The organism is Streptomyces sp. NBC_01546, assembly GCF_045208355.1.
In the GTDB taxonomy this organism is placed as follows: Bacteria; Actinomycetota; Actinomycetes; order Streptomycetales; family Streptomycetaceae; genus Streptomyces.
This window is the reverse complement of sequence record NZ_CP109379.1, coordinates 911,837-923,847: the sequence shown is the minus strand read 5'-3', so window position 1 is coordinate 923,847 and position 12,011 is coordinate 911,837. Positions and strand designations below refer to the sequence as shown.

The 12,011-nt window shown below is 73.1% G+C and carries 11 protein-coding genes, 1 tRNA gene and 1 riboswitch; of the genes, 6 read left to right on the top strand and 6 right to left on the bottom strand.

Annotation, left to right across the window (positions count from 1 at the left end):
- The first annotated feature begins 229 nt into the window (after window positions 1–229).
- Together OHA89_RS04630 and OHA89_RS04625 are read left to right on the top strand one after the other, a co-directional pair.
- The gene (locus OHA89_RS04630; protein ID WP_266613027.1) at window positions 230–1,621 is read left to right on the top strand and encodes a glutamate decarboxylase; all 1,392 of its coding nucleotides are present in this window, start codon (window positions 230–232) and stop codon (window positions 1,619–1,621) included.
- A 67-nt stretch (window positions 1,622–1,688) separates the two neighbouring features.
- On the top strand, window positions 1,689–2,543 hold the full coding sequence (locus tag OHA89_RS04625; RefSeq protein WP_257552903.1) for an RNA polymerase sigma-70 factor: 855 nt from the start codon (window positions 1,689–1,691) through the stop codon (window positions 2,541–2,543).
- A gap of 19 nt (window positions 2,544–2,562) precedes the next feature.
- On the opposite strand, the gene OHA89_RS04620 is transcribed toward OHA89_RS04625, so the two are convergent.
- The gene (locus OHA89_RS04620) at window positions 2,563–4,194 is read right to left on the bottom strand and encodes a sigma-70 family RNA polymerase sigma factor (RefSeq protein WP_266613026.1); all 1,632 of its coding nucleotides are present in this window, start codon (window positions 4,192–4,194) and stop codon (window positions 2,563–2,565) included.
- A 76-nt stretch (window positions 4,195–4,270) separates the two neighbouring features.
- Window positions 4,271–4,930, bottom strand: a complete 660-nt coding sequence (locus tag OHA89_RS04615; RefSeq protein WP_257552901.1) for a MerR family transcriptional regulator — start codon at window positions 4,928–4,930, stop codon at window positions 4,271–4,273.
- Window positions 4,931–5,047: 117 nt separating this feature from the next.
- Between OHA89_RS04615 and OHA89_RS04610 the strand changes: the two genes are divergently transcribed.
- Window positions 5,048–6,028 (top strand): hypothetical protein, encoded by a 981-nt coding sequence (locus OHA89_RS04610; protein ID WP_406365365.1) that lies wholly within the window; start codon window positions 5,048–5,050, stop codon window positions 6,026–6,028.
- A 26-nt stretch (window positions 6,029–6,054) separates the two neighbouring features.
- On the opposite strand, the gene OHA89_RS04605 is transcribed toward OHA89_RS04610, so the two are convergent.
- Entirely contained in the window at window positions 6,055–6,855 is an 801-nt protein-coding gene (locus OHA89_RS04605) for an IclR family transcriptional regulator (RefSeq protein ID WP_406365363.1), read from the bottom strand.
- An 88-nt stretch (window positions 6,856–6,943) separates the two neighbouring features.
- On the opposite strand from OHA89_RS04605, the gene OHA89_RS04600 reads away from it, so the two are divergent.
- Window positions 6,944–7,594: a bifunctional 4-hydroxy-2-oxoglutarate aldolase/2-dehydro-3-deoxy-phosphogluconate aldolase gene (locus OHA89_RS04600; RefSeq protein WP_266613020.1), complete on the top strand. Its 651-nt coding sequence runs from the start codon at window positions 6,944–6,946 to the stop codon at window positions 7,592–7,594.
- Window positions 7,591–8,601 carry a PfkB family carbohydrate kinase gene (locus tag OHA89_RS04595; RefSeq protein WP_406365361.1) on the top strand — a complete coding sequence of 337 codons (1,011 nt, stop codon included), beginning with the start codon at window positions 7,591–7,593 and terminating at the stop codon, window positions 8,599–8,601. Before OHA89_RS04600 ends, OHA89_RS04595 begins: the two co-directional genes overlap by 4 nt.
- On the opposite strand, the gene OHA89_RS04590 is transcribed toward OHA89_RS04595, so the two are convergent.
- The 3 genes from OHA89_RS04590 to OHA89_RS04580 all read right to left on the bottom strand — a co-directional run bounded on the left by OHA89_RS04590 (window position 8,588) and on the right by OHA89_RS04580 (window position 11,536).
- Entirely contained in the window at window positions 8,588–9,472 is an 885-nt protein-coding gene (locus OHA89_RS04590) for an aldo/keto reductase (RefSeq protein ID WP_406365359.1), read from the bottom strand. The two genes, OHA89_RS04595 and OHA89_RS04590, sit on opposite strands and share 14 nt — an antisense overlap.
- Before the next feature lie 95 nt (window positions 9,473–9,567).
- Window positions 9,568–10,902 (bottom strand): glycoside hydrolase family 18 protein, encoded by a 1,335-nt coding sequence (locus OHA89_RS04585; protein ID WP_406365358.1) that lies wholly within the window; start codon window positions 10,900–10,902, stop codon window positions 9,568–9,570.
- Window positions 10,903–11,044: 142 nt separating this feature from the next.
- Window positions 11,045–11,536 carry a hypothetical protein gene (locus OHA89_RS04580; protein WP_266942039.1) on the bottom strand — a complete coding sequence of 164 codons (492 nt, stop codon included), beginning with the start codon at window positions 11,534–11,536 and terminating at the stop codon, window positions 11,045–11,047.
- A 149-nt stretch (window positions 11,537–11,685) separates the two neighbouring features.
- On the opposite strand from OHA89_RS04580, the gene OHA89_RS04575 reads away from it, so the two are divergent.
- Window positions 11,686–11,762, top strand: a tRNA-Trp gene (locus OHA89_RS04575).
- 69 nt (window positions 11,763–11,831) lie between these two features.
- Window positions 11,832–11,974: riboswitch (cobalamin riboswitch) on the top strand.
- Window positions 11,975–12,011: the final 37 nt, after the last annotated feature.

Here is a 12,011-nt window from a genome sequence, read left to right as displayed (position 1 = left end):
CCATTATCCGGACATCGGAGGACAAGTTTCGTATAGAACGAATCGAATGATTTTTCGGTCCCGGCCGGCTTTCCCGGCTCCGGCGGGAAGATCTGCGGTGGTAATGCTACCCGGCAGTAATTTCTCCGGCTCCACCGAGCGCCTATGGAGGGGATCACACCGCAGAGTCGGCCGGAAGCCGCGTCGCGGCATCAGGGGGATATGTCGCTTACTCACCTATAGTGCCGATATGGCTCTTCACAAGACGAAGGACGCAGACGCCCCCGACGCTGCCTCGGACGTGTTCGCGTCCGCCCTGAGCGGCCAGATCCTCCCCAAGTACCGGATGCCCGAAGACCACTCGCCCACCGAGGTCGTCTACGAACTCCTCCGCAACGAGCTCCTGTTGGACGGGAACGCCGCGCAGAACCTGGCCACCTTCTGCACCACCTGGTCCGACGACGGCGTGCACCGCCTGATGAACGACTGCCTCGACAAGAACATGATCGACAAGGACGAGTACCCGCAGACGGCCGAGATCGAGTCACGCTGCGTCAACATCCTGGCCAACCTGTGGAACGCCCCCGCCGGCACCACCGGGACCGGCTGCTCCACCACCGGCTCCAGCGAGGCCGCCATGCTCGGCGGACTCGCCCTCAAATGGCGCTGGCGCGCCCGCCGCCGCGCCGAGGGCCTCCCCGCGGACCGTCCCAACCTGGTGTGCGGCCCGGTCCAGATCTGCTGGGAGAAGTTCGCCCGCTACTTCGACGTCGAGCTGCGCCAGGTCCCGCTGGAGCCCGGCGCCACCGGGCTGCAGCCCCACCAGCTCGCCGCGTACGTCGACGAGAACACCATCGGCGTCGTCGCCATCCTCGGCGTCACCTACACCTGCGACTACGAGCCCGTCGCCGAGATCGCCGCCGAACTCGACCGCATCCAGGCCGAGCACGGCTGGGACGTCCCCATCCACGTGGACGGCGCGAGCGGCGGCTTCGTCGCCCCCTTCCTCCACCCCGACGTGGTCTGGGACTTCCGGCTGCCGCGCGTCGCCTCCGTCAACACCTCGGGCCACAAGTACGGACTCGCGCCGCTCGGCGTCGGCTGGATCGTCTGGCGCACCTCCGACCTTCTCCCCGCGGACCTCGTCTTCGACGTGGACTACCTGGGCGGAGACATGCCGACCTTCGCCCTCAACTTCTCCCGGCCCGGCGGCGAGGTCATCGCCCAGTACTACCTGTTCCTGCGCCTCGGCCGGGGCGGCTACCGCCGCGTGCAGCAGGCCTGCGCCGACACCGCCCAGTACCTGGCCGACGAGATCGCCGGGATGGGCCCGTTCACCCTCCTCTACGACGGCAGCGGCGCCCTCCCCGCCGTCTCCTACACGCTCACCGACCCGGCCGGAGCGGGCTTCAGCCTCTACGACCTCTCCGACCGGCTGCGGATGCGCGGCTGGCAGGTGCCCTCGTACCCACTGCCGGCCGACCGCCAGGACACCGTCATCCAGCGGGTCCTCGTCCGGCACGGGGTGACCCGCGATCAGATGGCCCTGCTCGCCACCGACCTGCGCAATGCCCTGGAACACCTCAAGGCCTCACCCCCGCCCGTACCCGCCACCGAGCCCCGGTCCGGCTTCCACCACTAGGCCCTGTCCGGGCGAGCGGGGTCCCCGCTTCTTGATCAACGGGTGCTGGAATGCGACGGTGTGGCCCATGACCGACACGTTCGAGGAGAACCGGCGACTGCTCTTCGGCACCGCCTACCGCATGCTCGGGAGCGTCGCCGACGCCGAGGACATCGTGCAGGACGCCTGGCTCGCCTGGAACCGGACGGAGCGGGCGTCCGTTCAGCATCCCAAGGCCTATCTGGTGCGCACCGTCACCAACCTGAGCCTGAACCGGCTGACGTCGGCCCAGGCCGTCCGTGAGGCCTACGTCGGCCCGTGGCTCCCCGAGCCCCTCCTGACCTCGCCCGACGTCGCCGAGGAGGCCGAACTGGCCGACACCGTCTCGATGGCGGTCCTGGTCGTGCTGGAGACCCTGACCCCGGTCGAACGTGCGGTGTTCCTGCTCCGCGAGGTGTTCGGGTACTCCTACGCGGAGATCGCCGAGGTCGTCGGGAAGTCGGAGGCCGCGGTCCGCCAGTCCGCGCACCGGGCCCGTGAACACGTGCGGGCCCGGCGCCCCCGGTTCAGCGCGAACGCGTCCGAACAGCGCGAGATCGCCGAGAAGTTCCTCGCGGCCTGCGCGGGCGGGGACCTGGGCGAGGTGCTCACGCTCCTCGCCCCCGACGTCGTCTCCTGGTCGGACGGCGGCGGCGTCGTCTCGGCCGCCCGCCGCCCCCTGCACGGACCCGACCACGTCGCCCGCTGGCTCCTGGGCGTCCTGGCCAAACCGGAGGTCCAGGGTGTGGAGATGCGCGTCGACGAGATCAACGGCGAGGCCGGACTGCTGCTGTCCGCCGGCGGCGTGAACCTCGGCGCGGTCACCTTCGAGGCGGCCGGCGGCCGGATCACCGCGCTGCGCTTCGTCGTCAACCCGCAGAAGCTGCGCGGCATCCAGCCCTGAACCGCACCCCGCGAGCGGGCTACCGCGCCCCGAAGTTCTGCGTCCACCAGGGACCGCCCGCACCCTGGTGGATGCCGACGCCGATGTCCTTGAAGGAGCAGTTGAGGATGTTCGCGCGGTGGCCCGGGCTCTTCATCCAGGCGTCCATGACCGACTGAGCCGTCTGCTGGCCCTTGGCGATGTTCTCGCCGTACGTCGACCAGCGGTATCCGGCGGCGGTGGTCCGCTGGCCCGGGTCCGTTCCGTCGGGGCTGGTGTGCGAGAAGAAGTCCCGCTTCGCCATGTCGTCGGAGTGGCCCTGGGCGGCCGAGCGCAGCTGCGCGTCCTCCTTCAGCGGACCGCAGCCCGCCGCCGCCCGCTCGGAGTTGACCAGGGCCACGACCTGGCCGGCGATGCCCGGCGGGGCGGGGGCCGGCGCCGGGGGCTTCGGGGCCGGGGAGCTGCTGCGGCTCGGCGCCGGGGTCGGGCTCGCGGCCGGGCTCGGCGAGGCGGAGGCCGACGGCGAAGGGGACGCGGAGGGCGAGGGGGAGGCGGACGGCGAGGGCGGCTCCGAGGGGAGCGCGGATTCGGAGGCCGAGAGCGCGGCCAGCGGGGCCGGGGCTGCGGCCTCGCCCGTCTTCGTGTCGCCGGAACCGGGGAGCGTGCCGAGGTACACCAGGCCGCCGCCCGCGACGCAGGCGGCGAGCACCGCGCCGCCGATCACCCGGCGGCGGTTCTGCTTGCGCCTGCGCAGCGCGCTCCGGCCGCCGCCCGCCGTCCCCACCTCCGGGGTGAGGTGCGTGTGGGCCGCCGTGTCGGCGAAGCCCGAGCCCGCGCCGTCGCCTTCGGCGAAGGCGGCGCCCGCGGGGGTGAAGTCGGCCGCACCGGCCGCCCGCACCCCTGCCAGCAGGGCCGCCGAGACGGGTACCAGGGCCAGCCCGGCCAGCAGTCCCTCCGCCGGCACCAGGCCGCTCCACAGGCCGGAGCAGCGTACGCATTCCCGTGCGTGGCGGGCTATTCGCTTGCGCCACAGCGCCGAGGGCCGGCCGTCCCAGCCCGCCGTCAGGGTCCGCAGCTCCTCGCACACCGGCCGGGCGTCCAGGGCCCGCACCACCACCCGGGCCGCTTCCAGCTGCGCCTTCATCCGCTGCACCCGTACCGCCGCGTGCTGCGTGGACAGCTCCAGTGCGGCGGCCACCTCCGCCCGGGTGAGCTCCCCGGCGCACTCCAGCCACCACAGCGACAGCAGCGCCCGGTCGTCGGGCTCCAGCCAGCGCGTGGCGCGGGCCGTCTCGCGCCGCTGACCCGCCAGGTTGAGGCGGACGACCGTCAGGTCGACGAAGTCGGCGCCCGGGTCGGCGACCTCGCTCGCCGCCTCCAGCGTGCTCTCGCCGTAGCCGCTCTGCCGGGCCTGCCAGTACGCCCGTACGCGGTTCATCGCGATCGCCACCAGCCAGGACCGGAAGCTCTCGTCCGCGCGCAGGCCGCCCAGCCCGTCGAGGGCCCGCAGCATCGTGTCCTGCACCACGTCGTCCACGTCACAGGACCCGTTGAGGGCCCGCCCGACGATGTTGTAGACGAGCGGCAGATGGGTGCCGACGAGTTCGTCCTGCGCGCGGGGATCGCCCGCGCGGGCCGCTGCCACCAGCGCTGCCGTGTGCTGAGTGCTCATGTGATGTTCCCTGTCCGTACCGGCGGTCGATGATGCCCAATGACTGGGAGACCGTCGAGAGGGGCCTCGATAACACTTATCCGGAAGTTGTTTTTCCGGCATCTGCTGCGGGCGGCAGGGGGTAACGCCGCGCCGAGGCGTCGGTCTGGGCGAGCCGCCGTAGCGCAGCCAGCATCGCATCCCCCAGTACGGTGCCCACCACCACCCGCTCCACCATGTCCTCCCGCTCCGTCCGGCGCGCGACGAAGGCCAGGTCGGCGGCGGCGATCCGTTCCGCGGCGGTGGCGAACTCGTCCAGGTGGTCCAGGTAGTCCCCGTGCCCGACCGCCAGCAGGGAGGCCGCGGCGGCGGTGAGTGCGAGCGCCGACGGGTCGCCCAGTTGGACCTGCCAGCCGCGCCGCGTGATCAGCTCCTGGACCAGGGCCCGCGCCTGCGCGCCGCTCGCCGGGTCGACCTCCGGCGGGTCGGCGAGGCCGACGGTGTCGGCAGCCTCGCCCAGCAGGTCGTGCAGAGGGCGTTCGCGGTCCGCCAGCGCCTCCACCACCTTGCCGACGGAGGCGAGCGGCAGCCCGCCGACATCGGTGAGGGCGCGGATCAAGTGCAGCCTGCGGACGTGCTGTTCGCCGTAACTGGCCTGGTTGGGGCTGGTCAACTCGCCGGCGGGCAGCAGGCCTTCACGGAGATAGAACTTGATGGTGGGCACCGGAACGCCGGTGGTCCGGCTCAACTCTCCCATGCGCAAAGTGAATTCTCGCTTTCGGCTGGGCCCGGGGGCTTGCGCGGGCGGGCTGGATTATGGACAGTGGCACTATCGGATACTGGGTAGTTCCGGTATCCATTATGGGGGTGCAGGATGCGGAACCACATCGAAGGATGGCATCGGCCGCTGCTCGTCTTCGCGGCGGCCATGGGAGTGCTCACGCTGGTCTCGGGGGTGGGGCTGATCGTGGACGACCGGGCGCTGGTCGGATCCCCGATCTGGCACAAGCCGTTCAAGTTCTCGGTCTCGTTCGTCGTGTACGGGCTGACGCTGGCATGGATGTACTCGCTGCTCACACGCGGCCGCAGGGTCGGCTGGTGGGCGGGCGCGGTGATCGTGGCGGCGAGCGTCACCGAGATGGCCGTGATCGTCGGCCAGGTGGTGCGGGGCAAGCGCAGCCACTTCAACCAGGAAACCCCGTTCGACAGCCGCCTGTTCGCCGTCATGGGCACGACGATCGTCGTGCTGTGGCTGGCCACGCTGCTGATGGCCGTGGTGCTGTGGCGCCAGCCGCTCGCGGACCGGGCCACCGTTTGGGCCATTCGGACCGGTTCGGTCGTCGCGCTCGCCGGACTCGCGATCGGCTTCCTGATGGTCCAGCCCACCGAGGCGCAGCTCGCCGGGCAGATCACCGACACGGTCGGCGCGCACAGCGTCGGCGTCCCGGACGGCGGACCGCACCTGCCGGTCACCGGCTGGGCGGCCACCGGGGGCGATCTGCGGATCGCCCACTTCGTCGGGATGCACGCCCTCCAGGTGCTGCCGCTGCTGGCGCTCGCGCTGACCTTCGCGGCCCGGCGGTACGGCCGGGCGTCCGTCCCGGCCGTACGCACGCGCCTCGTCCTGGTCGCGGCGGCGGGGTACGCGGGTCTGGTGGCCCTGACCACCTGGCAGGCCCTGCGGGGGCAGGCCCTCACCTCGCCTGACGGGGTGACCCTGGCCGCGGCGGCCGGGCTGGCCGTCGCGGTGGCGGCGGGAGCGGCCCTCGCCCTGCGGGGCGGGTCCGGGGCGCGGCTCGAACCGGGCGCGTCGGCGTCGCCGGCGGCATCGGTCGTCGAGGCTGCCGGGCGCTGACCGCCGGCGGCGGCGCCGGCTCCGGCTCACAGCAGCGGAGCCAGCGCCTCCGTGGCCGCGCGCAGGGCGGGCGCGTACGACTCGATCTCCTCGCGGGAGACCAGGAAGGTGACGGTGGTGACGCTGACCCCGCCGATCGGGCGGCCGTCCGGGCCGAGGACCGCGGCGCCGATGCAGCGGATGGTGGGCTCGTTCTCCTCGTCGTCCAGGGCGAAGCCGCGGGCACGGACCTCCGCCAGCTGCGCGTACAGCTCCTCCGCGCGCGTGAGCGTCCGGGGAGTCCGGGGCGCCAGCCCGGTGGCGGCGATCAGCTCCCGTACCTCCGCCCCGGGCAGGTGCGCCAGGATGCTCTTGCCGATCGCGGTGGTGTGCAGCGGCATGCGCATGCCGACCCGGGAGGCCGTCCGGAAGGGCTGCTCGCTCTCCAGCTTCCGGATGTAGGTGATCGTCTCCCCGCTGTGCAGGGCGAGATGGACCGTCTGGCCGCCGGCCGCCTGCCGCAGCTCGTCCAGGATGCGCCCGATGCTCGCCGGCTCCCCGCCGCTGACCAGGGCGGACAGCCCGCGCAGCCGCGGCCCCACCCCGTACCGGCCATCGGCCTCCTGGCGTACGAAACCCTGCTCGGCCAGCGAGGCGAGGATCCGGAAGGTGCTGGACTTGGGCACGGCGGCCGCCGCCGTCACCTCGGCGAGCCGGTGCGGTCCGCCCGGCGCCGCCACCGCCTCCAGGATGCGCAGGGACTTCTCCAGCGCCGATCCCGCGGCGGAGGTCCGGCCGCCGCGTGGCGCGCCGCCGCCCCCGGGCTCCGGAGCCTCATCCATTGACATGACGACTCCCGGACTGGGTAGGGTCTAGACCACGTGGTTCCGCTACACAATACGTCGTTCCATTACGTGGAACAAACGGGAGGGTCCCTTGTCCTGCCACCCGTACGCGGTGATAGCCGCCCAGCGCCTGCTGCCGGTGCTGCGCAACGCCGACGCCGACGAGGCCGTCCGGCACACCACCGCCCTGCTCGCCGCCGGATGCCGCGCGGTCGAGCTGACCACCTCCACCCCCGGCTGGGCGCAAGCCCTCACCCGCACCACCCCGCTCGCCGACGCGCGCGGCCGCCGCGCCCTCGTCGGCCTCGGCACCGTGACCACCACCGAGCAGGCCGAGACCGCCCTGGACGCGGGCGCCGGCTTCCTGATCTCCCCCCACCCCGCGCCGGAGGTCCGCGAAGTCGCCGGCCGCCGCGGAGCCGTGTTCATCGAAGGCGGGTTCACCCCCGGCGAGATCGCCTCCGCCGTCCGGGCCGCGGGCGCCGCCAAGGTGTTTCCGGCGCACGTCGGCGGCCCGGGGTTCATCCGCTCCCTCAAGGCCGTACTGCCCGAGGGGCTGATCATCCCGACCGGAGGCATCCGGCCCGGTGAGGTTCCCGACTGGCTGGCCGCCGGGGCGGCGGCCGTCGGCATCGGCAGCGGGCTGCCCGCAGACCCGGCCGAACTGGCCGCCGTGTTCGCCGAGCTGGCCCGTCCGTGCTGCGGCCGCGGCGACTGCGCCGGCCGGGAGTCCCGGCCGTGACCGCACCGGCCGCGTCGACGCGGGCCGCCGCACCGGCCGCGGCGTCGTACGACGTGCTCGTGCTCGGCGAGGTGCTCGCTGAGATCCACGCCGGAGCCCCGCTGCGCGAGGCCGCCGACGGCACCCCAGCCCGTATCTCCTACTCCGGGGACGCCCTGAACGCGGCGGCCGCAGCCGCGGCCGCCGGTGCCCGGACCGCCCTGCTCGCCGTCGTCGGCGAAGACGAGCTCAGCATCCCGCTGTTGCGGCGCGCCGCCGAACTCGGCGTGGACGTCTCCCACGTACGCCGCGCCCCGCGGCCCAACGGCGCCTATCTGCTGTCCGCCGACACCGAGGGCGACCGGGAGTTCGTCTACTGGCGTGCCCACAGCGCCGGTTCCACCCTCGCGCCCGCTCACATCGAGTCCTGGCGCGATCTGCTCACCACGTCCACGGCGCTGATCACCAGCGGCATCACGGGCGCCCTGTCACCGACCAGCCACGACGCCGTGCTCGCCGCCGCGCACCTCGTGCACGGGGCCGGCGGGCACCTCTCGTACGACCCCAACTTCCGCCCCCGGCTGACCGGCCGTGCCCGGGCCCGGGAACTGCTCGCCCGCATCGCCCCGCTGACCGGGCTGCTCAAGACCTCCTGCCCGGCAGACGCCCTCGCCCTCGTGGACACCGGCGACCCGGCCACCGCCGCCGTCCGCTGCCGCGCGCTGGGCGCCCGTACGGTCGTGGTCACCGCGGGCGCCGGCCGACTGCTGCTGGACGACGGCGGGGGCGCCCGGTACCGGCCGGTGCCCGTGAACCCGGCTCCGGTCGACGCGACCGGCGCGGGCGACTGCTTCACCGGCACCGCCACCGCCCGGCTCGCCCTCGGTGACGGGCTCGAGGACGCAGTGGCCTACGGCACGGCGGCCGCCTCCCTCTCCGTGTCCGGCCGCGGGGGCACCGGGCGCGTCCCCGTCTTCACGGAGACGGCGGCGCTGGCGGCGCGGCACCGCCGGGTCACAGGGCGTTGAGGAGCGCGACCTCCTCCGCGGTGAGGCGCAGGGACCCGGCGGCGACGTTCTCGACGAGGTGGTCGGGGTTCCCCGTGCCCGGGATCGCCAGGACGTGCGGACCGCGGCTCAGGGTCCACGCCAGGCGCAGTTGCGCAGTCGACACCCCGTGGGCCTTGGCCAGGGCGCTCACCTCGGGCCCGTCCTCGGCGGTCGCCCCCGCCTCCTTGCCGGCGCCGGCGATCGCGAAGAACGGCACGAAGGCGATGCCCTGCTTCCCGCACGCGTCCAGGAAGGCATGGTCCTCGGCCGGGGACCCGATCCCGTACGGGTTCTGCACGCACACCACCGGCGCGATGGCCCGCGCCTCGGCGAGATGGTCGGGGCGGGCGTTGGAGATGCCCAGGTGGCGGATCAGACCGGCCGTGCGGAGGTCGGCGAGCGCCCCGAAGTGCTCGGCGATCGAACCGGTCGTCTCCCGCCGGGGTACGCGCAGGTTGACCACGTCCAGGTTGTCCCGGCCCAGCTGACGGAGGTTCTCCTCCACCTGACCGCGCAACTGCCCGGGCTCGGCCCACCACCACTCGCCGTCCGGGCCGCGGCCAGGCCCGACCTTGGTGGTGATGACGAGGTCTTCGGCGTACGGGGCCAGCGCCCGGTTGATCAGCTCGTTGGCGGAGCGCAGCGGGGAGAAGTAGAAGGCGGCGGTGTCGATGTGGTTCACACCGAGCTCGACGGCGCGGCGCAGCACGCCGGTCACTCGCTCGCGGTCGCTGGGGGATCCGTCGGCGAGGTGCGTGAGGCGCATCGAGCCGAAGCCGAGCCGGTTGACGGGCAGGTCGCCGAGTTGCCAGGTGCCCGCGGCCGCCGCGGTGATCGTCTCTGAGGTCATCCGCCGAGCGTATCGGGCCCCCTGAGGCCTCATGGAGGTGCGTACGTGGAGGGCGCCGCCGGGCCGGATCCGATGTCGCGGCCCGGCGGCGCCGGTCAGTGGCCCCGCAGCCCCCGGTCCACGGCCGTCATCAGCTCGCCGTCGGCGGTGTCCGCGTCCAGAGACCAGAACATCGCCCCTCCGAGGCCGTGTTCGCGGATGTAGCCGGCCTTGGCGCGCAGCACCTGCGGGTCGTCGTACGTCCACAGGGTGGTACCGTCGAAGAGCCAGGCGTGCCCGCCGCGCCGGTCCCGGTGGACCTGGTAGGTCCCGGAATCGGACAGCTTCTTCAGCGCCTTGTAGTCCTCGTACCCCGCCGACCAGGTGGCGGGCGCCGGCCCGGTGGCGGGCTGCCCCATGCCGTCGCCGCCGCCGCTGACGCCCGTCCAGCCCTGCCCGTAGAACGGCATGCCCATCACCAGCTTGTGCGCGGGCGCGCCGCGCCGCCGCCAGGCGTCCACCGTGCCGTCCACGCTGAAGTCCCCGCGGGCGTAGAGCGCGGACTGCTGGGCCGTGGTGGACTCGCCGGAGACGTGGAAGTCGTAGCCCTGGAGGGTCACGAAGTCGAGGTCGCGCATGATCCGGCGGACGTCGAAGCCCGCGTCGATCTTGGCGGGCGCGGTCGGGACGAAGGCCGTCAGCTCGTACGGGGACTTCCGCTTCTGGCCGCGCGCGTACGCGTCGAGCTGCGTGCGGAACTCCTGGACGAGCTCGGCGAAGTTGCGCTTGTCCTCGGGCCGGAACTTCGTGTCCGCGTCACCGGCGGAGCCGGGCCACTCCCAGTCGAGGTCGATCCCGTCGAACAGCCCGGCGGCCGCGCCCGCGCCGCCGCGGGCGCCGTCCTGCGGCAGGTTGCCCTTGATGTAGAGGTCGATGCACGACTCGACGAACGCCTTGCGGGAGGCGGGGGTCAGGGCCGCGTCCGAGAAGTGCGTGGACCAGCTCCAACCGCCCAGGGAGATCAGCACCTTGAGGCCGGGGTGCTTGGCCTTGAGCTCACGGAGCTGGTTGAAGTTGCCGGCGAGCGGCTGCTCCCAGGTGTCGGCCACCCCGTCCACGGAGTTCTCGGCGTCGAGCGGGCGGACGTAGTCGGCCCAGGCATCGGCCTCGCCCGGCACGTTCCCGGTGAAGCACTTGCCCTCCGCGCTGACGTTGCCGAAGGCGTAGTTGATGTGGGTGAGCTTGTCGGCGGAGCCGTTCGCCTCGAGGTCCTGGACCTGGAAGTCCCGTCCGTAGACGCCCCATTGGGTGAAGTAGCCGACCTTCTTGTACGAGCGGTGGTCGCCGCCCGCCGTGTCGTCCTGCGCCGCGCCGGCGGCGGGGGCGAAGGCGGTCAGCAGGGAGAGGGAGCAGGCGGCGACGGCCAGTCTGCCGAGCATGCTGCGGCGCATGGGCTTCCTTTGCGGAGGCGGGAGCGGGGCGTGAGCGCGTGCGCGGTGCATGCCGGAAACTATTGGTCTGGACCAGAGTGGTCAAGGGGGTGGCGGAAACTCGCCTGCCGCGGGTGAAGGGGTGGCGGGAGGCTGCGGGAGGTTACGGGAGGCTCCACTGGCCGACGTCGTCGGCCAGGCCGCCGTTCAGGGCGAACTGGACGGCCGCCGGGACGGCGTCCTGCGGGAGCCGGAAGGTGACGAAGCCCTCGGCCGAGCCGCCGGGGCTGAGGGTGACGGTGTCGGGGAAGGAGGCCCCGGCCGTCGTCGGGCTGTTGAGGCCGGTGAACCGCTTCCCGGCGGTGTCCAGCAGGTGCGCGGCCGGCGCGGGGGAGTCCTTGTACACGGCGGTCCCGGTGTTCTCCAGCCGGAAGCGGACGGCAAGCAGCCGGGTCGAGGCATCGGGCGCCGGGCCCTCCGGATCGGCCGGGATCGCGGGGTCCACCACCTGTACCAGGGTGACGTCGAGCCGCTGGCCGGGCTCGTTCCCGGCGAGGGAGACGGTCTCGCCCGACCCGCCGGGGGCTGCGCCCAGCAGGGCCGGGCCGAGGAGGGCGAGCGCGGCCAGGGCGCCGCGCAGGCGGCGCCGGGGCATGGAGGCACCTGCGGATCCACCGATCACCCTGTCCACGATCCTCTCCCGCCGGGGGTCCCGCCACCCGCACGGTCACGCGACTTCCACCCGCATGACCCCGGAAATTGGTGGATCTTCAGGCTGCTCCGTGCCATGGTTGGTCCCACCGAAGGGGTGTAGCTCAGCTGGTCAGAGCAACGGTCTCCAAAACCGTAGGCCGCAGGTTCAAATCCTGCCGCCCCTGCCATCAGTTCATCGTGACGTGCCGTCGGGCCGGACCCCCAGGGTCCGGCCCGACGGCACGTCAGGCCACTGCCTCTGGCAGACTGGCCCGCGTTACCCCAGGCGGTGCAGGACAGGAAACCGGTGCGATTCCGGTGCGGTCCCGCCACTGTGACCGGCTCGTCCCCCGTGGGGGAGGCCGGGAGTCAGACACTGACGCACCGCCTCTGCTCGCTCCTTCACGTCGACCAGGGGACGCGGATCCCCCGGAGAG

Coding starts and splice junctions, on each gene's coding strand:
- OHA89_RS04630 (WP_266613027.1), top strand. CDS start 230: ATGGCTCTTCACAAGACGAAGGACGCAGACGCCCCCGACGCTGCCTCG.
- OHA89_RS04625 (WP_257552903.1), top strand. CDS start 1,689: ATGACCGACACGTTCGAGGAGAACCGGCGACTGCTCTTCGGCACCGCC.
- OHA89_RS04620 (WP_266613026.1), bottom strand. CDS start 4,194: ATGAGCACTCAGCACACGGCAGCGCTGGTGGCAGCGGCCCGCGCGGGC.
- OHA89_RS04615 (WP_257552901.1), bottom strand. CDS start 4,930: ATGGGAGAGTTGAGCCGGACCACCGGCGTTCCGGTGCCCACCATCAAG.
- OHA89_RS04610 (WP_406365365.1), top strand. CDS start 5,048: ATGCGGAACCACATCGAAGGATGGCATCGGCCGCTGCTCGTCTTCGCG.
- OHA89_RS04605 (WP_406365363.1), bottom strand. CDS start 6,855: ATGTCAATGGATGAGGCTCCGGAGCCCGGGGGCGGCGGCGCGCCACGC.
- OHA89_RS04590 (WP_406365359.1), bottom strand. CDS start 9,472: ATGACCTCAGAGACGATCACCGCGGCGGCCGCGGGCACCTGGCAACTC.
- OHA89_RS04585 (WP_406365358.1), bottom strand. CDS start 10,902: ATGCGCCGCAGCATGCTCGGCAGACTGGCCGTCGCCGCCTGCTCCCTC.
- OHA89_RS04580 (WP_266942039.1), bottom strand. CDS start 11,536: ATGCCCCGGCGCCGCCTGCGCGGCGCCCTGGCCGCGCTCGCCCTCCTC.